Below are 25,629 nucleotides of genomic sequence, written 5' to 3' on the forward strand. Positions count from 1 at the left end.
TAACCTTTTAAGTAAATAAGTTTGTAACTTTGCAATGGAATTATCGTATAAAAATAACAAGCTGAAGAAGTCGCTCGATACTGATAAAGGTATAGCAAAGAGTTACGGAACATTGGCAAAAAAGGTAAAGTTGCGTATCACTCAGCTTAAAAACGCAGATAATTTAGAGGTTATCTCAAAATTGCCTGTATTACGATTGCACCAACACATAGGCAAAGGGAAAGGCACTTGGTCAATAGACATTCAAGAAAATTGGAGAATACTATTCATAATAAATCAAGACCCTATCCCAACCTTAGAAGATGGTGGAGTAGATTTAAAAGCGATAACCATTATAAGTATTGAGTCTGTAGAAGACCCTCACTAACTTAAAAAGGAAACAAAATGACTGATTTACAAATTAAAAAATCCTTACTCTCTTGCCCAGGCGATAGTATTCAAGAGCATATAGACCATATTGGTATGTCTCAAGCAGAATTAGCAGAGCGATTAGGGAGGTCTGTTCCTAAACTTAATGAGTTAATCAAAGGAAAAGCACCAATAACTAAAGAAACAGCCACCAAATTAGAATATGTATTGGGTGTGCCTGCAAGTTTTTGGATAAACTTGGAACGCACCTATCAAGATGAATTATTGGAGATAGAGCAAATGGAATATTTAGAGCAATGCCAAGAATGGGTGTCGTCTTTCCCATTAGCTAAAATGAAATCTTTTGGTTTGCTTCCAGATACTCGTAAAAAACCTGAATTAGCAGACGGCTTACTAAAGTTTTTTAGAGTTGCTTCTCCTGCACAATGGTCAGATATTTATAATGGTAGTTCATTAGCTTTTAAAATAGAGTTACGCCATACAGCAGAACCACAAGCCATTTCAGTTTGGTTACGTTTGGGAGAATTACAAGCTGAGAAAATAAAAGTAGCTCCATTTGATAAAAAAGAATTACGCAACTGTTTAGATAAAATTCAAGATATTGCCTTTAAGCATTCCGATACTTGGTTAGATGAATTGCAAGCACTTTGTGCATCTTGTGGCGTAGCTTTAGTTTATACACCTTGTATCTCTAAAGCTCCTATCTATGGTGCTACCAGATGGATAAAAAATAATAGCGTACCACTTATTCAAATAACCGATAGACAGAAAGATTACAATGCCTTTTGGTTTACCTTCTATCACGAGTTAGCTCATATTCTTAAACACGGTAAAAAAGACATTTTTATAGATGGCTTAGAAAGTATTAAACCAGATAAAGAAAAAGAAGATGAAGCAGATGCATTTGCAGCTCGTATGCTTTTATCAGAAAAAGAAAGAAATGAGTTGTTTCAATATCCAAATTTTGATAGAGAATTGGTTTTACAACTAAGTGATAAATTTAAAAAACACCCTGGTATTATTGTAGCCCAAGTACAAAGACAATACACCCATTTGTATAAAAATGTACGTTTGAATAGCTTAAAAACTAAGGTAGAATTTACTGACTTAACTATTTAAGCTATGGCAAAAATTACTGAAAACGATATTGAATTATATGCAATAGAAGAATTAGAAAATCTTGGATACTCCTATATATATGGTCCTGATATTGCACCTGATACAGATGCACAAGAAAGAACCTCTTTTGACCAAGTAATACTTACAGAAAGGCTTCAAAAAGCAATAGACCGAATCAATCCAAGTATTCCAAGTAATGCTAAAGAAGATGCTCTAAAGCAAGTGTTACGTATAGGTACACCTGATTTATTAACAGATAACGAAACGTTTCATAAAATGCTCACAGAGGGCATAAATGTAACTTATCAAAAAGACGGTAGCCAAAGAGGAGATATTGTAAAATTAGTTGATTTTGATACTGTAAATAATAATGAGTTTAATGTCATCAATCAGTTTACAGTCATTGAAGATAACAACAATAAAAGACCAGATGTCATACTGTTCATTAATGGTTTACCATTAGTGGTAGTCGAGCTAAAAAATGCAGTAGATGAAAATGCAACAATTAGGTCAGCATACAAGCAAATCCAAACCTATAAAGCTACCATTCCTTCATTATTTACCTACAACAGCATATTGGTAATTTCAGACGGTACAGAAGCCAAAGCAGGTTCATTATCGGCAGGATTTACTCGTTTTATGTCTTGGAAAACAGCAGACGGAGAAAGTGAAGCATCACATCTTATTCCTGAAATGGAAACGCTTATCAATGGGATGCTGAATAAAGAAACGGTTTTAGACCTAATCCGTCATTTTATAGTATTTGAAAAATCTAAAAAAGAAGATTTAAAAACAGGGATTACCACCATTGAAACAGTCAAGAAAATAGCAGCCTATCATCAATATTATGCAGTTAACAAAGCAGTTAAAAGTACCCAATTAGCAAGTGTAGAAGATGGAGACAGAAAAGGTGGAGTTGTATGGCATACACAAGGCTCTGGAAAGTCTTTATCAATGGTTTTCTATTCAGGTAAAATCGTTTTAAACCTAAACAATCCTACCATATTAGTCATAACAGATAGAAATGATTTTGACGACCAATTATTTGACACCTTTGCTTCTTCCACTCAATTATTAAGACAAAAACCAGTACAAGCTGAAAATCGTCAACACTTAAAGGAGTTATTGAAAGTTGCATCAGGTGGTGTTGTGTTTGCTACTGTTCAAAAATTCCAACCAGAAGAAGGAAACATATTTGAGACTCTTTCAGAACGTAAAAACATCATTGTTGTAGCAGATGAAGCTCACAGAACACAATATGGCTTTAAAGCAAAAACGATAGATGAAAAAGATGCAGAGGGTAATGTAGTAGGTAATAAAGTAGTGTATGGCTTTGCAAAGTATATGCGTGATGCTTTACCAAATGCAACTTATTTAGGATTTACAGGAACACCTATTGAAAATACAGACGTAAACACATCAGCTGTTTTTGGGAACTATGTAGATATATATGATATAGCACAAGCAGTAGAAGATGGTGCAACAGTTAGAATATTTTATGAAAGTAGGTTAGCCAAAATTGCCTTAACAGAGGAAGGTAAAAAAATGGTTGAAGATTTAGATGAGGAATTAGGCGAAATAGAACTAACCGAAACCCAAAAGGCTAAAGCAAAATGGACAAAATTAGAAGCCTTAGTAGGTAGTCAAAAAAGAGTTAAAAGTATTGCTAAAGATGTGGTTACTCACTTTGAAGCTCGTCAAGAAGTTTTTGAAGGTAAAGCAATGGTAGTATCTATGTCAAGACGTATTGCAGCAGAATTATACAAAGCTATTACTACTTTAAGACCAGATTGGCATAGTGATGATTTAGATAAAGGAGCTGTAAAAGTAATAATGACTGCATCCTCTTCTGATGGTCCCGAAATGGCAAAACACCATACTACAAAACAACAGCGTAGAGCATTGGCAGACCGTATGAAAGACCCAAAAGACGAATTAAAATTAGTAATAGTTCGTGATATGTGGTTAACTGGTTTTGATGCTCCCTCTATGCATACCCTTTACATTGACAAGCCAATGAAAGGCCATAATTTAATGCAGGCTATTGCAAGAGTAAACAGGGTATATAAAGATAAACCAGGCGGATTAGTTGTTGATTATTTAGGCATAGCCTCAGACCTTAAAAAGGCATTAGCCTTTTATTCAGATAGTGGTGGTAAAGGCGACCCAACAATTGCACAAGAACAAGCAGTACAGCTAATGTTAGAGAAGTTAGAAGTTGTATCGCAAATGTTTTTAGAGAAACCAGAGCAAGGTTATTCTGATGCTTACACAAATTTAGTAAATGACCCAGCAGTTCCCTATTTAGGTAAAAATAAAGGACTATTGTATGAGGAATATTTTACAGCAGACACTAAAACGAAACTTAAAATCATATTAGCAGCAGAAGAGCATATTTTGAGTATTGAAGATGGTAAGAAACGTTTTATCAATGAAGTAACAGCATTATCTAAAGCATTTGCAATTGCCATCCCTCACGACCAAGCATTAGATGCCAAAGATGAAATAGGCTTTTTTCAAGCGGTAAAATCAAGACTGCAAAAATTTGATACTACAGGTTCAGGTAAATCAGATGACGAAATAGAATCAGCTATCAGACAAGTAATTGACAAAGCATTAGTCTCAGATGGTGTGATAGATGTATTTGATGCAGCAGGTATCAAAAAACCAGATATTTCAATCCTTTCGGATGATTTCCTTATGGAAATCAAAGATATGGAGCATAAAAACTTAGCGTTAGAAACATTAAAAAAATTGTTAAATGACGAAATAAAATCAAGAGCAAAAACAAATCTAATACAGAGTAAATCCTTAATGGAAATGCTCGAAAATTCTATTAAAAAATATCAAAACAAAATTCTTACAGCAGCAGAAGTAATAGAAGAACTGATTGAGTTAGCTAATAGTATTAAAAATAAAGATAAAGCCGATAAAGATACAGGCTTAACCAATGAAGAATTAGCCTTTTATTATGCAATTGCGGAAAATGAAAGTGCCAAAGAAGTATTAGGTAATGATGTTTTAAGAGAGTTAGCAGTCTATTTGTCGGAAGTTGTAAAAAATAATGCAACAATAGATTGGACGATTAAAGAAAGTGTAAGAGCTAAATTGAAAGTAATGGTAAAAAGAGCATTAAGAAAGTTTGGCTACCCGCCAGACCTTCAAAAATTAGCTACAGAAACCGTACTAAAACAAGCCGAATTATTAGCAAACCATTGGACAAAAGAAAGTGAAAATCAATCTACCAGTTCCTAAAAAATTCATATCTAATTGTATACATTAAATCTCTAAACACTACAATATGCACCAATAAAATCCAATGAACTAATGCAAAATCACTGTTTCAACATACTAACCTTTAATCATCCACAGGAAGAACTAACACTCTACTTTACCAATGTAGAAAATGAAACACTTACAAGGGTGTATCATAGCTTAGTTCCTGATGAGGTTATTGAGAAGTTTGGGGAACAAGAGCATTATTACACATCTTACACCAAAGAAATAGAGGGTTTTTATCCAGTTACAAAAGCGGTTAACCCAAGCTACGAAACAAAGGAAGATGAAAACGGAGAAGAACGCTCTTTTAGAGTTCATAATTCGGGTTTATCAGTATCTCTTTTAAAACGATACTATAATTCACAAATTCACGACTATTTCACAGGTAAAGGCTTTTTGGTGAAACCTAATTTTATCAGTGATACAGAAATTTGGTTACCAAGTAAGAAGTATGATAAAACAAAACAGTTTAATCTATTTGACCGCTATTCGCTTAAAGTACAATTCAAGACGGTAACCAAACAAATGGAATTACTCGTAACCTTTGAGGGTACTTCAAAAGTCTATAAACAGTCGGTCGATGAACTACAAGAGTCTGTTTCTCCAATGGCTTTTAATTGGGTAATATTTGAAAATGGTCTGTATAAATTTGATGAATTGCCAAGTGCAGGTAAAAGAGCTTACGACCAAGTATTTCCTGTTTGGAACTTCGATATTCGGGATGCTTTAGGTGAAACCACGGAAGCACCTGATAAATCCAACAAGTACATAAAGTTTAAAACTGCAATTGATTTCTTTTATAGCACGTATCTAAATACTGAAGAATTTAAAAAACTTATCCCTATCAATTCCAATGGCTTTATAACAGTAGAGGAAATCAAAATAGGGAGAGTAAAAAGCAATAGCAATCAGTTATTATTTGGAGAAGGCAATACCGACATTGTTCCAATCAACGGTATGAAAGAATATGGACCTTTTGATTTTAGTGATACATCAAACATTCATTTTTTCTTTATCTATCATAAGGAAGATGTAGAGGTAGCAAAGAAAATGGATAGATTCTTTAGAGGTACGGAAAGAGGATTTGGAGGCTTATCAAAATTCATTCATACACCATACCATACCGAAAAAGGCTTTAGTATAATGTTTGAGGATAGAGAAAATCCTTGGTCTGAAATTTACACTAAGATTACCGAAAAGCACTTTGAACCTGATATTCAATACATAGCTATTTACATCAGTCCGTTTTCTAAAAACTCACCTGATAAATCAAGGCGTAAGATTTATTACAGACTCAAAGAGTTGTTACTTAAAAAAGGAATTTCCTCTCAGGTAATAGATGCGGAAAAAGTAATGAGTAACGACAAATATTACTTTAGTCTACCAAATATTGCCATAGCCATATTAGCCAAATTAAACGGTATTCCTTGGCGTTTGGACAACACGTTAAAGAAAGAATTAGTAGTTGGTGTAGGAGCATTTAAAAACCCTGATTTTGATGTTCAATACATAGGGAGTGCATTCAGCTTTTCTAATAATGGAAGGTTCAATCGTTTTGAATGTTTCCAACAAGACCAAACAAGAGAGTTAGCGGGTTCTATCATTAAATCAGTTAAGGATTATGCAGCACTAAACCCTGATATAAAACGCTTGGTAATTCATTTCTACAAGACAATGAGCCAAGACGAATTACAACCCATAGAAGATGGTTTAAAAAGATTAGGGTTAGGAATACCAGTATTTATTGTGTCTATCAATAAAACAGAGTCATCTGACATTGTAGCATTTGATTTAGGTTGGAAGGATTTAATGCCATTAAGTGGAACATACATCAATATTGGCTACAACAAATTTCTGTTGTTCAATAATACCCGATACAGCAACAATCAGTTTAATTTCTATGATGGTTTCCCATTCCCTATAAAATTAAAAATCTACTGTACTCAAAAGGAATTGGTAGATGACATAAAAACAGTTAGAGAACTTATAGACCAAGTATATCAATTCAGCAGAATGTATTGGAAATCGGTACGTCAACAGAATTTACCAGTTACCATAAAATACCCTGAAATGGTTGCAGAAATGCTACCACACTTTGACGGTAACGAAATACCAGAATTTGGAAAAGATAACCTTTGGTTTTTGTAAGTATCAATTATAAATATGAATAAACTCTCAAAAAAAATAAGGTTAGATATACTCAGAATGCTTTTGTCAGAGCAGGATTTATTTGGAGAACCTCAAGAAGATGTTAATATCATTAATTTTTTAGATGAAATGTTTGATTTGAAATCTCTTCCATCAGAAGATGATAGATTTTCAAATGCTTATGAAGATGCTTTTCAGCATTTAGTCAATAATTACGATTGGGAGTATGAATATGTTCTAACAGATAGATTTAATATTATTGATGACCCTGATGTATTTATTACCTTTTTAAACAAAATTATCCACCCAAATATTAGGAAAAAAGAAGATGATATTACAAGATACTATCTATTAATAAACCCTTATTTAGAAAAAGAAAATTTAAACTACTCACTTGAATCATATAATGACGAAGGTTTATCAGTCTATGAAGTTAAACAAACTAATAGCACAAGTAATGTACCTTCTACAATAATTGAAAACAAAATACCTTTTTATGTAGATAATAATCCTACTGGTTATTATGATTATAAAAATTCTCATAAAAGGCCTCTCTCTTTTCCTTGTTTCGTTCTTGTTAATAATAGCGGCTGGAATGACTTTAGTAATAGGTCTTCGTATTATTTGTATTTCTATTCAACAATTTCTGAATGTAAAAGTATTGGTCCTGTAAAAATCATTCATCAAGAAGTTGATAATACGCCTGATATACTGAACGAAAGTTTCACTGTGTTAAATGAAAATTTTTGTTCACTTGGTCAGGATTATGAATATTATGAAAAATTAAAATCATTATTTGAAAAGACATACAATAGTATTTTTTGGGCGTTAAAAGACATTGCCATATATCCTGATATTTTAGAGGAGTTTGAAAACCACTACTATTTTAGAAATTCATTAATAAGGAATGATGAACAAGAACAGCTATTACGTGAGGTAAAGTACCGTCTTTATGATTATAACCTAAAAAATCTTTACAGTTTCCAATATTCTTTTAAACCAAAATTTGCTGATGAAGCAGTAGATGTTCATTTTGATTTTGATGCAAATAGAGCTGTCCCAAGTAGGATTTTTGCTTTAATAGGTAAGAATGGTACAGGTAAAACCCAATTAATAACTTCTTTACCTTTAGATATTTCTAAAAAAAAGAATGAAGTTTTTACTCCCAAAACACCTTTGTTTAGTAAAGTAATTGCAGTTTCTTATAGTGCATTTGATTCATTTGACATACCAAAAAAAACAGCTGATTTTAATTATGTCTATTGTGGCCTCAAAGATTCAAAGGGTGAACTTTATAGCGAAAAGGGTTTAAAACTTAGATTTCATAGCTCTTGGAAAAAAATTGCTACTAATCAAAGGTTTGATAAATGGCTTAATTTACTTCCTTTCTTTTTAGACCGTGAATTAATCAATGAGTTAATAGTTGGTGGTGAAGATTCATTAGAAGAAAAAGTCGATATAAAAGGTTTTAATAGTGTTAGCAAAAAACTTAGTTCAGGTCAAAGTATTCTCTTGTATATAATTACAGAGATTGTAGCAAATATTCGTTACGCTTCATTAGTTATTTATGATGAACCAGAGACCCACCTACATCCAAACGCTATATCTCAATTAATAAATGCAATATATAGTCTCACTAATGAATTTCAATCTTACTGCATCTTAGCAACACACTCTCCACTAATAGTTCGAGAACTCCTATCTCACAATGTTTATATAATGGAAAGAGAAGAGGCTGTTTTAAGTGTTAGAAAGCCATTTTCTGAAACATTTGGTGAAAACTTGACGGTAATTACTGAAGATATTTTTGGAAATAATAGCATTCCAAATCAATACAAAAAGATATTAAATCGCTTAGTTGAATCAGGTAAATCTTATGATGAAATAGTATCATTAATTGCATCCGACAATATTCCTTTGAGCCTTAATACAAGAATCTATTTAAAAAGTATTATTGATGAGAAATCTTAACGCTTATAGTGGAGACACATCAGACTTTTTAGATGAAGTTATTGGCTCAAAAAGAAACTCCAGCAAAGACCCAAATTACAAACAAAGAATTAATATACTCGCTTCTGACATTAAGGTTCTATTCGGTAATTATGAAACCGCTCATAATACGAATAATCACGTCAGTTTAACTCCAAACGGGTATGCAAACCAAGAAAAAACGGATTTGCTTAAATTGTATTCTTCTGGTAATTCAAGATTAATAAAATTAAAAAATAGTATTACAACTGTTTTAGATAATAGGGCTATGAACACTTGTCAATATTGTACTATTGCACCAGTTGGTTCTTTAGACCATATAGTTCCAAAAGGTGAATTTCCTGAGTTTTCAGTTAACCCAAAGAATTTATTGCCTGCGTGTACAACTTGTAACAGCCACAAAAATGAAAACTGGAAAGAGAGTAATAAAACTATTTTCTTAAATCTTTATACGGATATTTTACCAAGTGAAAAGTATCTTTTTGTGGATTTGCTTATTACTGCAAATAATATTCAACCAACTTTTATATTAAGGAATACTAATAATATTGACCTTGATTTTTTTGAATTGTTGGTAAGTCATTATACTAAACTACATTTACTTGAAAGATTTAAGCAAGAGAGTCATAAAATTATATCTGAATTAACCCACCTGATATGTAATTTCATAAATAGCACACCTTTAAATCTATTGAAAACTAATATTTTGTCCAAAATAGAGGATGATAAGGCTGTATTTGGTTGTAATTATTATAAGTCTGTTTTAGAAGAAGCTTTAATAAACAATCAACAATATTTAGATAGTATATTGGACTAATTATAGATACGAGCATTTGGATATTTCCCACCGCACAGCCGTTTGCTTCCAGTAGGTTCTTTTCGTTCGCTCGTACCTCACTTACTACAATCACCCACTTCCTGCAACGCACAGCAAGAGAAGTCCTTCATTCATTTCCTTTGCACTACAATTCATTCAGTCCTGCACTTGCTTTTCCCTACGCACATCCAAACGCAGGTAAAGCGGTGTTCCGCCTTCGGTCGTCAGCAAATAAAATCGCCAAGCCATTACAGCACATTTTTTGGAATACTTCAATTTTTAAAGGTCAAAAAAAGAGCTGCAATGCCCTTCGGGTGCTTCGCTAAAGCTACGCAGCTTGTCACTTTTATTGCGTTCCTCTGTCAGTTGTCACGGTAGTTCCTTTGTCTTTTTTGCCACTTCCTTCCGTTCCTCCAGTCAGTCGCAAAAAATCCAACCACTACCCATAATTTTGCTCGCCTGCGGGTCGCTGCGGGCTGCGGCTTAATACTGTTTGATTTGCCTCCGCTATCGCTCTGGCTATTAAAGCGGTAAGCCTTGTGTAAGTTCCGTTTCACTCCGCCTTTTTGTGTAAAGAAAAATTACAAAAAGGCTACGTTCCACTTCACACATAGCTACAAACCACCCTTATCAGGGCTACTGTTGGTAGCACCCTTGCTCCACTCGCAGGCGGCTCGCGTTGCTTGTCCAAAGTCCGCAAACCGTTCGTGCCTCACTATTTGCAGCCATTGTCCAGCCGATTAGCTCAAGGCTGTTTTTACCTGCGTTTACGCACGATTTGATTAACGATACACATTCCAGTTTATCATTTAACTTAGTTTCTTTTAGAAATCCTTCTTTTGATTTTATCCTTCAATTAAAAAAGTTTGACACAGTCAGTCTAATTCTCAATTCGATTATAGAGAAATAAAAAACTCAAACATAGAGCAAAGGTACAGGCGTGCGGATGCGAGAGCCACAAGGGTTCGCTTCGCCTGTTGGATAAAAAAATCTCCACCTTTTAGGTAGTATTTTTTTTTCACAGCCCTTGCACCAATCGCACCGTTCCTGAGATACGGCACTATGTTTAATTTAATTTATTTCATTATGTACAAGTCACTTTTTTCAGTCCGTTGTGGTAGCCGTTGGTTGTTAGCGGGTGTTCGTTCATCAGGTTGTCCTTTCTTTATAGGCGTTGTTTATTGTGGTGTTACAGATTACACCATTCGCTTATTTTGGTTAGAGTTATCATTATCAGAGCTTCCTTTTTAGGGGGCTCTTTTTTTTTCTCCTTGGAAGTGTATGATAAGTCAATAAATAATAGAGAAAAGCAAATATAGGCGGGTACGCTCAATGCCAACGCTCAAAGGGATTTTCAAGGTCAAGCCCTACGGGTTTTGATAAAAATCTCCACCCTTTGGGTAGTATTTTTTCCAAAAACCTTGACAACCCTTCCATACCCGCCTGAATCAGAGCTTTCTCTTTTATTTTTTTTCCTTTTTTCTTTTCTCTTTTAAAAATGATTGTGCGAAGCGAAGCGAGCAAATATTTAATGGCTCACTGTATGAAAACGTTTCGCATCAAAACCCACCGATTAAACCAGAATTATTCTGAACCTCACTTCTTTATACTGAATAAAGGATTGAATAGCGGAAAACCGCTGAATGAACCTTGTCCGAATTGCTTTGTCTGCATCACTACCAATGAATCCGAAAAGGATTTTATGTATTGGCTTTGCTTCGGATTATGGAAATCTAAATCATTCCATTACTATCTGAAAGGCTCTGTAATTCCATTTATAACGATTGGAGATATTAAAAAACACCTTCGGGATAGTGAATGTATTGCAAGTAAACATCCGCAGTTATTTCACCAGTCAATTCACCACCTGAAACTGTTAGAAGTTAATGAGGAAAAACTCAAACTTTCATTAAAAATGATTGATACCGCCAAAAAGGCAATCTTTTATAAGTTGATGAACAAAACAGGTACAGTCTAAACGCTGCATCTGTCATAAAATCAATTTCTTATAGGCAAAAAAGAGCAAAGAAAAGCAACAACAACCCTGACTAAACTAATGCATAGTTATTGAAGTATATTAGTTGAAAAGGGACAAAGCCGAGTCAAGTCCGTGCCAAGTCCGAACATTTGTTGAACCCCAAAAAATATAGAAAAGATGGGAAAAATTAATCAAGGTATTCTCGGTGGTGTCTCAGGACAGGTTGGGAATGTAATCGGTGGAACTTGGAAGGGCATTGATTACCTAAGAATTAAACCTTCCAGTGTAGCGAACCCAAGAACCGAAGGACAAGTTGACCAACGTTCAAAGTTTTCAACGGTACTTCGCTTCCTGCAACCAATGACAGACTTCTTGCGAGTTGGTTTCAAGTTGTATGCGAACAAGATGACACAGTTTAACGCTGCAATGTCTTATAACTTGAACAATGCAATTACAGGAGCTTATCCAAGTTTTGCTATTGACTACGCAAACTCTTTGGTAACTCGTGGAAACCTTACAGGTGCAGTTGGTGGAGCAGCTTCTTCTCCAAGTGCTGCAACAGTAGAGGTAACCTGGACAGATAACTCTGGAAGTGGTAGTGCAATGGCTACTGATAAAGCATTAATCTTGCTTTTCAATGCTACGAGAGGTGAAAGTGTATTTACCACAGCTGGACCAGTAAGGACAGCCGGTACAGAAAGTATTTCAGTGCCTTCTGAATACACAGGTGAAGATGTAGAGGTATTCTTAGCGTTTATCTCAGAAGATGGTTCTAAAGTAGCTAATAGCTCTTATTTAGGTTCTGTAACAGTTGCTTAATAGCGATTGACGTTTTCTTGAAAAACCGTCCTCATTTGGGGGCGGTTTTTTTATCTTTACACCTCTCAATTTTCCTATCTTTAGTCCTTAATTAGCTATAATTCAACACTTTTTGTTGCTTATTTGTATCTATCAACAGTTAATTAACTGATAATCAGTATCACATTACATTTTGTATTGGGAAGTAATTGTATTAATATACAAACCATTAAAATAATTTCTGATTGTGGTAAAAGTGTAGGGATAATTAAGAAAATCCTATTGATTTTAAGTAATTTCGACGTTAGAATATTAACAACATTTAAGATTTAAAATAATTCGCATTATGCAAACTAAGTATAATTTACTAAGACAACATTTTGAAGAGTTATTTGCGTTAACAGATGACGAATGGAATTTTGTTCAATCTCATTTTCAGTATAAAAGCCTTAAAAAACATCAGTTTTTAATTCAGGCAGGGCAAGCAGTGGATTTTGAATATTGGATTATTAAAGGCTTAGTAAAAGCGTATTCCATAGATGATAAAGGTAAAGAGCATATCCTTCAATTTGCAATGGAAAAATATTGGGTTAGCGACCATTGTGCTTTTCAACACCAAGAACCAGGGACCATTTTTGTGGATTGCCTTGAAGATTCCGAATTTTTCTGTTTGTCTTTAGAAAACAGAGAGAAAATTTGCTTAGAAGTACCTGCTGTTGCCAACTTCTTCAGAATTAAATCTAACTACGGTTATATAAATTTACAGCAAAGAATCTTGTCATTGCTTACAATGACCGCAGAAAGTAGGTATGAATACCTACTAAATAAACTACCAAAATTAATACAACGCGTTCCTAAAAAATTAATAGCTTCTTATTTAGGCGTATCCAGAGAGACTTTAAGTCGTTTTAACAGCTAAAAGTGACCTAAATCACTTTTCAAAATTGATATACATCACAAAAAATCCGTGATGTATGTCCTCGCACACATCTTGGTTTTCATAGAATTTTGTATCGAACAATTAAATACAATGTACTATGAAAACAACAAGAACACTTTTTCTATTATTTACAGTATTTGTCATAGGTTTTAACACCTATGCGCAAGAAGACAAAAGACCATTAATGGGTAACGCCTACGGTATTATTAATATTGATGAATACGTAACGCTACTTCCTAAAAGTCACAACGGTATCATCAAAGACATTAGATTAATAGACCGCGAACACGCAGGTGTAAGAATCTTTAGATTGTATGATGAAGTGCCTATGCACTACCACGCAAAATCTGATGCCTACCTCTACATTTTAAATGGCAAAGCAGAATTTTATGTTGCCGATAAAGGTCCTGTTGTTGCAGGAAAAGGCGACTTACTTTTTTGGGGCAAAGGTACAGCACACGGAAACGGAAAAATTTTAGAAGGTCCGTTAGACGTACTCGTTTTTGATGCCATTGCCAGAGACCCAAGCGATGTAATCTGGGTAGACCCTTCAACCCAAAAGAAATTTTTAGGCAACTAATCAAATCATATTCACTTTTTAAAAACAATAACAATGAAAACTATAACAATTATAAAAACAGTCTTGTTCGCACTTGTAATGAATTTTACACTATCAGCACAAGCACAATTAGAAACTATAGCAACATTTCCAGAATCTAGACCAGGAAATATAACCGTCTCTAACGACGGAAGAATATTTGTAACAATGAGCGCCTTAAGTGCTTCAAAATATATGGTGAAAGAAATTTTGCCCAATGGAGAAGCTATTCCGTTTGGTGATAAAGAATGGATTGTAAAACCCGAAAAAGGAAGCATAAAAGGTATCAATTCAACTATCGGAATACAAGCCGATGCTAACGGAATACTTTGGGTGTTGGATATGGGTAATGTGAAACAAAATCAGGTTCCAAAATTGGTGGGTTTTGATTTGGTAACCGGTAATGTAACAAAGGTTTTTCCTATTCCGAATACGGTATTGTCAACAAAACCTTTTTTACAAGATTTTGTGATTGATGTAAAAAACAACACTGCTGTAATTGCAGATATGACCGATGCTTTAAATCCGCCAATTGCACCTGCTTTTGTCGTGATTAACTTAGAAACAGGTTATATAAGACGAGTTCTGGAAGGGAATGCTTCATTTTTGTCGGCAGATGAACCAGTGAAAATTCACGGTAGATTGGTTTCCCACAAAAGAAAAGACGGTACTACCATTCAACCAAGATACCCATTAAATCCAATTTCTATAGATGACAAAAACAATTTCATCTACTATGGTGCAATGGGGAATACCAAAATTTACCGTATTCCATCTGCTTTATTAGCGGATGAAAGTAAGCAAGATAGCGACCTGAATAAGTATATCGAGTTTTATGCCAACAAACCAAAATCTGACGGATTTAAAGTGGGTGTAAACGGTAAAGTATATGTCACCGATGTTGAAAATTCAGCTATTGTAGAAAGTACGCCTTCGGGAATGAAAACCATTGCACAATCTAAAAAAGACCTGTCTTGGCCCGATGGTGTTGCCATACACGGAAACTACTTGTATATCGTAGCAAATCAGCTTCATAATCTGCCTTTATTAAATGAAGGAAAAGATGCCAGTAAACCACCTTACTTGGTGCTAAAAATGAAGCTTCAAGATTAAATAAAATTAAAAGTAAAGTGATGTATGAGCAGTATTAAATGTGACATACATCACTTTAAAATGGTGATGTTCATCCTCGCACACCCCTTGCATTAATCGGAAATTTGTACAAGAAATTTAAAAACATATTAAAATGAAAACAATAGTAAATACATTAAAAACAATGGCATTGGCAGTTATATTTTTTACTGCTTTAACTTCAAACGCACAACAAGTACCAACGTCACCTTATGGAGCAGACGATGAAATTGGTGCACTAAACCTTTTAAATGAAGAAACGGTTTTAGATGCCATAAAATTGGTTAAAAAAGGAAAAGTATACCGCTTAGGAATGGTGGTAAATGCAAAAACTGCAGCTTTCCGTCACAGATACTTTCATATTGAAACTTTACAACCAGAAACTGCTGCTGCAGGTTCTAACAAATTCACTTATGTAGATGACCAATTAATTGGTTGGACAGGTGTTGGCTCTCAAATAAATGGATTGGCACACTACGGTCGAGACAATGTGCACTACAACGGACACAAAGTAGAAGATTTTTTAACCGTTTCTGGTGTAAAAAAATTAGGGTTAGAAAAATTACCTCCAATTGTAACTAGAGGTATTGTGCTAGATATGCGCTCTTACTACAATCAAGATATTGTAAAAAAAGGCACTGTTTTTACAGTAGAAGACATTGAAAAAGTAGCCAAAAAACAAGGCATTGAAATCCGTAAAGGTGATGTGGTTTTGTTTTATACAGGATGGACAAAATTAATGGGTAAAGATGACAAACGTTATCTAGCTGGCGGACCTGGTATTGGTACTGAAGCTGCACATTATTTAGGTAAAAAAGGAATTGTAGCAGCAGGTGCAGATAACTGGTCTTTTGAAGCTGTACCACACGAAAACAGCGAACTTTCTTTCCCTGTAAATCAAATGATGGCAACCGAATACGGTGTGCAAGTATTGGAAAACATTCTTGTAGATGAGTTGGTAGAAGATAAAGCTTGGGAATTCCTTTTTGTATTAGGTCACCCTTTATATGAAGGCTCTACGCAAGTACAAATAAACCCTGTTGCCATTAAATAACAAAAAAACAATTAGAAATTATGGAAACATCAACAATACATAGAGATACTACGGTAGCTAAAAAGAAGAGTCTACCAGCCGCATTATGGGCATTGACCATTAGTGCATTTGCCATAGGAACAACGGAATTTGTAATTGTAGGTTTATTATCTACGGTTGCAAGTGACCTGGGCACATCACTAACATCAGCAGGATTATTAGTTAGTCTGTACGCAATTGGTGTTGCCATTGGTGCACCCATATTAACTGCCTTAACAGGTAAAATTCCTAGAAAACAATTATTAATGGGTATTATGGTGCTTTTCATCATTGGCAACGGATTGGCAGCTATCTCACCAAGTTTTGAGTTGTTGCTATTATCAAGAGTGGTAACAGGTTTTGCACACGGTGTATTTTTCTCTATCGGTTCTACTATTGCTGCAAGTTTAGTCCCTAAAGATAAAAGAGCAACAGCCATTTCTATAATGTTTGCAGGTCTTACTGTGGCTATTGTAACCGGTGTGCCTTTAGGAACATACATAGGTCAGAATTTTGGATGGAGAGCTACTTTTATTGGTGTAGCTATTTTAGGGGCAATTGGAGCAATAGCTAGTTTAGCTTTGGTTCCTAAAAACATCAAACAATCTAAACCATTACGTCTTATTGACCAATTAAAAGTGATTAAGAATCCGTCTATTTTATTGGTGTTAGCCATTACTGCATTTGGTTATGGTGGTACGTTTGTAACTTTTACTTATCTAACACCGTTATTAGAAGAGGTTACTGGTTTTTCTTCAGATATGACTAGTATATTTCTATTAATTTATGGTATCGCCATCGCGATTGGGAATATCATTGGTGGTAAAGTCTCTAACAACAAACCAGGAAAAGCCTTATTAGTAATGTTTGCGTTACAAGCCATAGTATTGTTTGTTTTATACTTCGCAGCTTCTAGCCAAATTTTTGCAATAATAACCTTATTTTTTATGGGAATACTTGCTTTTTCAAACGTGCCAGCATTACAATTATACGTGGTGAAAATGGCTGAAAAATACTTACCAGGAACCGAAGACGTAGCATCTGCTTTAAACATTGCAGCTTTTAATGTCGGTATTGCTATTGGTGCTTATGTAGGCGGAATGGTTGTGGAATCTGATTTAGGTATTGAAGCAACACCTTGGGTAGGTGGTATTCTAGTAATTGTGGGATTCTTGTTAACCTTAGTTTTATTCAAAAAAGAAAAAATATAAATAATGACTGCATTAAAATTTAGAAATAACGACGAAATGCCAATTTTAGGTTTAGGAACGTTTCGTTCTGAACCAAATGAAGTGTACAATGCTGTACTTTCGGCTATTAAAATAGGATACAGACATATTGATTGTGCTGCGGCATACGGTAACGAAAAAGAAGTTGGTAATGCCATTGCTGAAGCAATTAAACAAGGTTTGGTTACTAGAGAAGATTTATGGGTGACTTCCAAATTATGGAATGCTTCTCACGGTGAGGAGAATGTGATTCCTGCACTGAACCAGACTTTAGAAGATTTACAACTAGAGTATCTAGACCTATATCTTATCCACTGGCCAGTAGCTTTAAAAAAAGGAACAGAAATGCCAGAAAAAGCATCCGATTTTATTCCGCTTTCAGAAGTACCATTAACCAATACTTGGAAAGGGATGGAAGCTGCTTTAGAGCAAGGTCTTACAAAGCATATTGGCGTGAGTAATTTCAATGAAAATCAGCTTAAAGAAATAATGGCGAGTGCAGTTCATAAACCAGAGATGAATCAAGTAGAAATGCATCCGTTTTTACAGCAGAAAGAATTAAAAGCATTATGCTCGCATTTTGATATGCATATAACAGCATATGCACCATTGGGTTCGCTTGTAGATGAAAATTCCAAACTACGTTTGTTGGAAAATGACACAATAAAAACCATTGCCAACGCAAGACATATGTCGCCTGCACAAGTAGCATTGGCATATACAATGCAACGAGGCATTGCAGTAATTCCTAAATCTATTAATGAAGCACGATTACTTCAGAACCTAGAGACGTTAAACCATACGCTTACAGAAGAAGATATGGCTTTGCTGAAGGATTTAGATAAAGGACACCGTTTTATAGATGGTAAATTTTGGGAAGTTGAAAACGGACCCTACACTGCAGATAGTATCTGGAATGCTTAATCACATTGTTCATCAGGTGTCTTAACGGATACCTGATGAATTTAAACACACACACACTATGAATCCATTTGATAAACTATACAAGCCAGGTAAAATGACACTTGGTATAGAGTTTCCTTTAGATAACGATTGGTCATCAGAAGGTAACCGTAAACGTTTGGAAGACAACAGACCTTTTGGCGTGCCAGACATTTCTAACCATTTAACATTGGCTCAACAAATTGATGAAGCAGGTTTTGCTGCTTTATGGATGCGTGATGTTCCTGTGTACGACCCAAATTTTGGTGATGGTGCGCAATTGTTTGACACCTTACCATATTTGGGTTATTTAGCTGCCGCTACCAAAAACGTTTTGTTGGGTACGGCAGCAATAGTATTGCCATTGCAACAGCCTATAAAATTAGCAAAAGCTGCTGCTACCATAGAAAATTTAAGTGATGGCAGACTTTTGTTAGGTATGGGATTGGGAGACCGACCTGTGGAGTTCCCAATGTACAATATCGACTATAAAAAAAGACCTGAAATCTTTAGAAACAATCTTGATATTATTAAAGAAGCTTGGAAAACGAATAGTAATTTAAAATCTAAATACGATTTTTTAACTAGTGGTATAGAAGTTTATCCAAAACCTAAAAAAGACATTCCACTTGTAGTAGCTGGTCATTCCGGCCAAAGTATTAATTGGATTGCCAAAAACGCACAAGCTTGGTTTAATTACCCAAGACCTGTTCCCGAAACTTTAGAAACCAGAAAATACTGGTGTAATGCTTTGTATGATGAAGACCAAGCAGCAAAACCTTATATTTCGGCTATACATTTAAACCTATCTAAAGACGACAATGCGACTTTTAAACCACAACGTTTTGGTGGTACAATAGGTATCAACCATCTTACGGAATATTTAAAGTCATATGAAAATGTAGGAGTCAACCATATGGCTATCAACCTCAGAAAATCTGAAACACCAGTTAGTGAAGCAATAAATAAAATTAAAGAAATTGTTTTGCCAGAATTCGACACTTAAAATAATTCATCTATTGTTTTTTATGCTATTTTTATCTTTATTTAAATAAAAATGATGCCTATTTGTTGCCCAAATGTATTAGCACCAATAAACATAAGGCTAGTTATATATTGTATTGGAAAGTAGTGGTTTTGGAAGCAAACAACCTTCCCATAACCTAAAATTACAAGTTCACATAATTTTCTAGATTTAAGAATCCGTGTCTTTTGTTTCTTAAAAATTATTTACATTTAGCAAAAAAGCTAAGATTATATGCCCAAAGCGTTTCGTGTCTATTTAAGCTGTATAGCTTTAGTTCTATCTCTTTCCCTGTTTTCACAGGCCGAAACACCTGAGATTTTAGATCAGCAAATTGATACGGGGATTGAGCTTATGTTTCAGAAAAAGCATTCAAAATCCATTGAGTTACTTTTATCATTAGAGTCTATTGCGAAGAAAAATCAGTGGTATGAGCAAGTTTTTCGATCTACACTAAATATTGGAGCTAATTATTATTTGTTATCAGATTATGGTGAGGCCGTTATATTTTATTTACAGGCTTATGAAGTGGCTATAGAACATTTAGGACCACGCCAAGAAATGACGGTGCTTAATAATATTGGTATTTTATATTTTAAGGAGCTTGAAAACGAACAGGCTAAACATTATTTTCAGAAGGCTTACCAAAAGGCAAAGGCTATTAAGGATCGCGTAAAAGTGGGGTACTATGCCGTGAATTTGGCTTTGGTGTCTAATAAAATGAAGCAGCTCGATTCAGCTCAAAGCTATATTGAAGAAGCCTTACCTTTATTAAAGGAAGACCCTACAGTGTTCATTCAAGCTAAAATGGCACAGTCGGAGATGTTCTTACTGAAAAAGGAATTTGCTACTGCAGAAAAAATAGCCTTAAGCTTATTGCCGCAACTTCAAGACGTATCGCAAGTAGAAAATAAAGTCTTTGTCTATTTAATTTTAGCGGATATCCATGAAAATCAGAACCATTTATCTCAAGCGCTTTCCTATGGTATTAAAGCCAGAAATTTAAATGCTAGCATGGAAAACCGCTCTGAGGTGTATGCGTATTTGTCAGACTTGTATGGCAAAATGGGTGTATTAGAGAAAGCTTTGGTTTATAAAGATTCAGTGATAATAGCTTCAGATTCACTGACCCTAATGCGAAATAGAAAGTTGTTCGAAAATGAAAAGGTCAAATTTCAAATTCAAAATTATAAGCACGAGTTGTCAGAAAGCAAGGAAATTATGCGTCAGGAACGTCGGTTTTTATATAGTATAATCGGAATTTCTTTATTATTGATTGCCTTTATCCTTTGGGTTTTAAGAAGCAATTCAATAAAACATAAACAGCGCAAAACAATTGTGGACTTAGAGTTGGCCAAGGAAAAAAGTGACTATTTACTCATTGAAAAGCAGCTGAGAGAACAAGAAACTTTAGCCCTTTTAGAACAAGAGCGCCTTAAAAACGAATTGGAAACAAAAAACAGGAAACTCACAGCTAAGGCCTTATACCTCTCAAGCAAAAATAGTTTAATAGAAGAGGTGATTAAATCCTTATCGAAACATAAGGAAATATCTGAAAACCCAGAGTTGAAAAAACAGATAAGAGAATTAAAAAAACATCTTAAAACAGACACGCAATGGGATAGCTTTTTCACCCATTTTGAGGAAGTTAATCCAGGGTTTTTAGACCGATTAAGACAAAAACATGATACGCTTACCCCAAGTGATATTCGATTTGTCACTTATTTATATATGAATTTAACAAATAAGGAAATTGCTTCGCTTTTAAACATTACACCGCAGTCTTGTAGGAAGCGTAAAGAGCGTATTTCTAATAAGTTAAATGTTTCTGAGGACACAACACTTCACACCTATTTATCTAAGATTTAATAAGGATGTCACGCTAAAAGCCTATCGATGTCACGGAATGTCACGCTTTAAATTGGCCTCTTATGCTGTGATGGCTCTATATTTAGCACCCTAAACTAAATTAAAGATACCATGAAAAAACAAATTACTTTACTCTTCTTGTTCTTTGGTGTATGCATTTCAACTCAAGCCCACGCCCAAGTTGAGTTTGAAGCCGCCCAAACTTATGGACAAATTTTCGATGTCACTTATAGTGAAACGCAGGAAAATGTGTTGTACGCCTTAACACAAACCAATCACATCGTAACCTCTTTAGATGCTGGTGATACATGGAGTATTCTATATTCAGATCCTATAGACCACTATGCGGTATTAAAAGATTTAAAACTCATTAATGCAGGGACTGCACTAAGTTTTAATGTTAGGGCAGAGGGGACGACCTATAACAAAATTGCTATTTTCGATTTGACTACGGCTTCTATTACTCAAACATTTTCTCCGCCAAATGATTTTGAGGTGGATATTTTAATTGAGTCTTATGATATTTCAAACAGCAACAACAATGTAGTTTTAATGCACACCACTTATTCTTTACTTGGTGCTTATACACATGAAGTTTTTTACACCACTAATGGCGGAGTGAATTGGAATTCCGTTTACTATAGTCCGCTACATGATGATGTTTCTATAAATAACGTTAGTATAGCTCCAAATGACGATACTAAGTTGTTTTTAATGCGAGGCGGAGCAACATCAAGAGAACTAGGAGGGTTGTATGTGTCTTTAGATTCGGGATTAAATTGGGAGAATAAAATACCAGGAAATACTTATGATGCTATTGCTTTTAATCCAGATAATGCCAATGATATTTTATTAGGAACTAGTTATGGGTACGACACTCATATTGAGGATTTGTACCGTTCTTTAGATGGCGGTGATACTTGGGCTATTGTACCTATTACTTGGACCTCAATGGCTACAGATCATATTAATAAAATAGTGTTTAATCCTAATAATGCGAATGAAATTATTGTACTGGAAGAAAATGAAATTGTAAAATCTTCAGACAATGGTGTAACATGGACAAACCATGTGTATACGACGATAGATCCTGAAACTTATTATTATGGGTTAAGTGCCTCTTTTAATCCTTTTACTACAGATGAAATTTTAATAACCACCAATTTTTATCCATTTTTAAGTACTGATGGAGGCTTAACATTGACTAAGATAGAGAATCCTTTTGTAAATTCAACAGGGACCGTAACAGCTTATACCTCTGCTAGCGAAAACCATGTGTATTACGGTTTACGTTCTGGTTTTAATCATATCGATATAGAAAATGATACAGAAGACGAGTACTATTTACAATCCCTAACTCAAGGATTTGGTTCTGCGGTAAAAACAATTGCAGATCCTGTGGTTCCTGGTCGTGTGTTTAGTGGAAATAGAGCTTTAAACACCTCTTATATTAAAGTGAGTTCAGACCATGGCGCCGACCCAGTAGATATTGCCAGTTCTATGTTTTTCTTAATACTTGAAGATGTCTCTACGTCTATAGCGAATACGGATATGACTTGGATGTCTACGGGAATAGAGTTGCATAAATTGAACTTGGCCGATTTAGATAATATCGTTGATGAAGTTGTAGCCGTTCCATTAGAAGGGGAAGTTGTTACAGCGGTTCAGGTAGATAGTGAAAGTGCCTCTACAGTGTTTATGAGTCAAGGTATTAATTTTTATAAGTCTACAGATGATGGAGCGACTTGGACCTTAAGCAATTCTGGACTTGAAACTTTAGGTTTCGGTGACCATGTTATTATAGATATTGCTCAAAACCCGTTAAACGCAAATCAGTTGGTGCTATCTACAACAAATGGTATTTATTTATCTCAAAACAAAGGGGCTTCTTGGGTTTCAATTTCTTCGGAATTTACAAATAAAGTGGCCTTTTCTACAGTGGATGATGAGACTATTGTGGCCGTGACCTATTATTCTGAAGGGTATAATGTACCCTTACCGGTTTCAAAAGCAAAAATTATATTGAGTACAGATTTAGGCCAAACTTGGAGTGAAATTAGCGCTGAAATGTTAAATCATCCTTTTACTTTAACGTCAGCATTTGTCTTTACAGATACAGATGTTAATGTGTATTTTGGAGTTCAAGATTTAGGACTGATGAAATACTCTATTGAGTTGTCTACATTATCGGTACACTCAGAACTTTTAAATCGTAATCCGATAACATTTTATCCTAACCCAACTAAGGACAGTTTTACAATTAAAACAGAACAAGCCGTGCAATCGGTAACTATTTATTCGGTTTCCGGACAAAAAGTAAGACAGGTAAATAATCCTAAATCGGAAATTAACGTCAGTGATTTATCTACTGGTGTGTATTTGGTGAAGGTGAAAACGACTTCAGGAAGTCTTACAAAACGACTTATTAAAATACGTTAATCCCTAATTACTATCCCTTGTACTGAAGAGGAACCCATTTATTTTGGTATCGCTGAGATGCTAAATTAGGGTTCCTTTTTTATTATGTGGTCGATTGATTTAAAAATAGTTCTCGATACATAATTGCAAAAAAGTGCAATTTCACTCGAACTGACGTTTTGGGTGTAATTATAATTCCGTGTACTATTTTTGTATAACCTTTCCGTCCCTTCGAGTGATTTGTGAAGTATGAGCAAATAGCATCGAGAAGCGTTGATAGGTATTTGTTTTTTAATTGGTTCTCGATACAAAATTGCAAAAAAGTGCAATTTCACTCGAACTGAGGTTTGGGGTGTATTTATAATTCCGTGTACTATTTTTTTATAACCATTCCGTCCCTTCGAGTGATTTGTGAAGGATGAGCAAATAGTATCGAGAAGCGTTGATAGGTATTTGTTTTTTAATTGGTTCTCGATACAAAATTGCAAAAAAGTGCAATTTCACTCGAACTGACGTTTTGGGTGTAATTATAATTCCGTGTACTATTTTTGTATAACCTTTCCGTCCCTTCGAGTGATTTGTGAAGTATTAGCAAATAGCATCGAGAAGCGTTGATAGGTATTTGTTTTTTAATTGGTTCTCGATACAAAATTGCAAAAAAGTGCAATTTCACTCGAACTGACGTTTTGGGGTGTAATTCTTAATCCATGTTCTATTTTCAGTTTAATTTTTCCGTCACTTCGAGTGATTTGTGAAGCATGAACAAATAGTATCGAGAAGCGTTGATTTGTATTATTAGTTCTCGATACAAAATTGCAAAAAAAGCAATTTCACTCGAACTGACGTTTGGGGTGTATTTCTTAATTCGTATTTTATTTTTACTATAAATTTTCCGTCACTCCGACAGACGCTCAGCCAAGAAATTTTTTTCCTTAAGATTGAGACTGTCTAAAATTCCAACGCGTCCATAAAAACTAATCGTTTCATCGGTTTTATGCACCAATACAATTAATGGATATCCTGATTGTGCTTCAAACATTTCAAGATCATGTTCCGTATTAGAAATTGGATGTTCACGGTCTAAGAAATAGGTAAACCGAATGTCTTTTTGCACTGAAGAATCAAAAGGATCTTTTGTAGGACTAGCCGATTCAATAATCCCTTGAACTTCATAAAAGTCAGTAGGCTTATAATCTGAATATTTTTTTTTAGAGGTACATGAGCAAAAACCAAGGCCCAAAATGAGTATTAAAAAGAGTGATTTTTTCAAAGTGTTGTGCGAATTGTTGTGCGAATTGTTGAGCAATATTTAGCTTGTTATAGCTTGTAAGTTAAAACATTTTTATCGATTAAAAAACTACTGGATTTTTTAAAACGCAAGGGTTGCTAGTCTTATTTTTTAAGGACGAGTTCAGCTTTTTTGATCTCTAAAATAGGGTTTTCAGAAGCGACTAAAATACCTTTAAAGGTGTAATCGCCATCTTCTTTAATCGGAATTGTAATGTTTTTACCTGTAAAACTCCAATCGGTTTTCCCGTTAAATGAGCTTTTCATCTCCTTGAAGGTGATATTTTTATCCGTCGGGTCGATCTCAAAGGCTCCAAAGGGTTCTCCATTTTTTAAGACTTCAACTTTAAATCTTAAGGCGAGTTCACCTTCATATCTATAGTCCATCTCAGACCAAACCCCAAGTTCATCGCCCTTTTTTAAGCTTACATGGTCTTCTTTTATAATAAGTTGGTCCTCGGTTTTACTAAGGGCATTGATCTTGAGTCTCCCAACTTCTTCGCCCGTTAAACCGCAACTAAAGACTAAAGTAAAAGATAAAAAAAGAATGGCTATTTTTAAGTATTTATAGGAGGCTAATGACATGTAATGCGAATTAATGGATGCATGATGTGTTCAATAT

The 25,629-nt window shown here is 34.7% G+C and carries 20 protein-coding genes; 18 read left to right on the top strand and 2 right to left on the bottom strand.

Annotation, left to right across the window (positions count from 1 at the left end; genetic code table 11):
• Positions 1-34 precede the first annotated feature (34 nt).
• The 18 genes from DFQ08_RS06890 to DFQ08_RS06975 all read left to right on the top strand — a co-directional run bounded on the left by DFQ08_RS06890 (position 35) and on the right by DFQ08_RS06975 (position 23,741).
• Positions 35-367: a type II toxin-antitoxin system RelE/ParE family toxin gene (locus tag DFQ08_RS06890; protein WP_114309075.1), complete on the top strand. Its 333-nt coding sequence runs from the start codon at positions 35-37 to the stop codon at positions 365-367.
• Positions 368-384: 17 nt separating this feature from the next.
• Positions 385-1,488: an ImmA/IrrE family metallo-endopeptidase gene (locus DFQ08_RS06895; RefSeq protein ID WP_114309076.1), complete on the top strand. Its 1,104-nt coding sequence runs from the start codon at positions 385-387 to the stop codon at positions 1,486-1,488.
• Between the two features lie 3 nt (positions 1,489-1,491).
• Positions 1,492-4,743, top strand: a complete 3,252-nt coding sequence (locus DFQ08_RS06900) for a type I restriction endonuclease subunit R (protein ID WP_114309077.1) — start codon at positions 1,492-1,494, stop codon at positions 4,741-4,743.
• Positions 4,744-4,815: 72 nt separating this feature from the next.
• The gene (locus DFQ08_RS06905) at positions 4,816-6,915 is read left to right on the top strand and encodes a Piwi domain-containing protein (RefSeq protein ID WP_114309078.1); all 2,100 of its coding nucleotides are present in this window, start codon (positions 4,816-4,818) and stop codon (positions 6,913-6,915) included.
• 15 nt (positions 6,916-6,930) lie between these two features.
• Positions 6,931-8,886, top strand: coding sequence for an AbiJ-related protein (locus DFQ08_RS06910; RefSeq protein ID WP_114309079.1), 1,956 nt, complete (start codon positions 6,931-6,933; stop codon positions 8,884-8,886).
• The gene (locus tag DFQ08_RS06915; protein WP_114309080.1) at positions 8,873-9,721 is read left to right on the top strand and encodes an HNH endonuclease; all 849 of its coding nucleotides are present in this window, start codon (positions 8,873-8,875) and stop codon (positions 9,719-9,721) included. The genes DFQ08_RS06910 and DFQ08_RS06915 overlap by 14 nt, the downstream gene beginning before the upstream one ends.
• 1,086 nt (positions 9,722-10,807) lie before the next feature.
• Complete coding sequence (locus DFQ08_RS16145; protein WP_181858373.1) at positions 10,808-10,972, top strand: hypothetical protein; 165 nt, start codon at positions 10,808-10,810, stop codon at positions 10,970-10,972.
• A gap of 292 nt (positions 10,973-11,264) precedes the next feature.
• The gene (locus tag DFQ08_RS06925; protein ID WP_114309082.1) at positions 11,265-11,699 is read left to right on the top strand and encodes a DUF6943 family protein; all 435 of its coding nucleotides are present in this window, start codon (positions 11,265-11,267) and stop codon (positions 11,697-11,699) included.
• Between the two features lie 177 nt (positions 11,700-11,876).
• Positions 11,877-12,518: a DUF6266 family protein gene (locus tag DFQ08_RS06930; RefSeq protein ID WP_114309083.1), complete on the top strand. Its 642-nt coding sequence runs from the start codon at positions 11,877-11,879 to the stop codon at positions 12,516-12,518.
• A gap of 325 nt (positions 12,519-12,843) precedes the next feature.
• On the top strand, positions 12,844-13,416 hold the full coding sequence (locus DFQ08_RS06935) for a Crp/Fnr family transcriptional regulator (protein WP_114309084.1): 573 nt from the start codon (positions 12,844-12,846) through the stop codon (positions 13,414-13,416).
• A 118-nt stretch (positions 13,417-13,534) separates the two neighbouring features.
• Positions 13,535-14,017 (top strand): cupin domain-containing protein, encoded by a 483-nt coding sequence (locus tag DFQ08_RS06940; protein WP_114309085.1) that lies wholly within the window; start codon positions 13,535-13,537, stop codon positions 14,015-14,017.
• 33 nt (positions 14,018-14,050) lie between these two features.
• Positions 14,051-15,148: an L-dopachrome tautomerase-related protein gene (locus tag DFQ08_RS06945; RefSeq protein ID WP_114309086.1), complete on the top strand. Its 1,098-nt coding sequence runs from the start codon at positions 14,051-14,053 to the stop codon at positions 15,146-15,148.
• 133 nt (positions 15,149-15,281) lie between these two features.
• Complete coding sequence (locus tag DFQ08_RS06950) at positions 15,282-16,220, top strand: cyclase family protein (RefSeq protein WP_114309087.1); 939 nt, start codon at positions 15,282-15,284, stop codon at positions 16,218-16,220.
• 20 nt (positions 16,221-16,240) lie between these two features.
• Positions 16,241-17,449 (top strand): MFS transporter, encoded by a 1,209-nt coding sequence (locus DFQ08_RS06955; RefSeq protein WP_114309088.1) that lies wholly within the window; start codon positions 16,241-16,243, stop codon positions 17,447-17,449.
• Positions 17,450-17,452: 3 nt separating this feature from the next.
• Positions 17,453-18,391, top strand: a complete 939-nt coding sequence (locus tag DFQ08_RS06960; RefSeq protein WP_114309089.1) for an aldo/keto reductase — start codon at positions 17,453-17,455, stop codon at positions 18,389-18,391.
• A 58-nt stretch (positions 18,392-18,449) separates the two neighbouring features.
• On the top strand, positions 18,450-19,415 hold the full coding sequence (locus DFQ08_RS06965; RefSeq protein WP_114309090.1) for a TIGR03571 family LLM class oxidoreductase: 966 nt from the start codon (positions 18,450-18,452) through the stop codon (positions 19,413-19,415).
• Between the two features lie 252 nt (positions 19,416-19,667).
• Positions 19,668-21,302 (top strand): tetratricopeptide repeat protein, encoded by a 1,635-nt coding sequence (locus DFQ08_RS06970; protein ID WP_114309091.1) that lies wholly within the window; start codon positions 19,668-19,670, stop codon positions 21,300-21,302.
• A gap of 111 nt (positions 21,303-21,413) precedes the next feature.
• Entirely contained in the window at positions 21,414-23,741 is a 2,328-nt protein-coding gene (locus tag DFQ08_RS06975) for a T9SS type A sorting domain-containing protein (RefSeq protein WP_114309092.1), read from the top strand.
• An 874-nt stretch (positions 23,742-24,615) separates the two neighbouring features.
• Here the strand turns inward: DFQ08_RS06975 and DFQ08_RS06980 are convergent.
• Both DFQ08_RS06980 and DFQ08_RS06985 read right to left on the bottom strand, forming a co-directional pair.
• Positions 24,616-24,990: a hypothetical protein gene (locus DFQ08_RS06980; RefSeq protein ID WP_147269452.1), complete on the bottom strand. Its 375-nt coding sequence runs from the start codon at positions 24,988-24,990 to the stop codon at positions 24,616-24,618.
• A gap of 122 nt (positions 24,991-25,112) precedes the next feature.
• Positions 25,113-25,592 carry a hypothetical protein gene (locus DFQ08_RS06985; protein ID WP_114309094.1) on the bottom strand — a complete coding sequence of 160 codons (480 nt, stop codon included), beginning with the start codon at positions 25,590-25,592 and terminating at the stop codon, positions 25,113-25,115.
• Positions 25,593-25,629: the final 37 nt, after the last annotated feature.

It is taken from the genome of Winogradskyella arenosi, from assembly GCF_003337305.1.
GTDB classification, from domain to species: Bacteria; Bacteroidota; Bacteroidia; order Flavobacteriales; family Flavobacteriaceae; genus Winogradskyella; species Winogradskyella arenosi.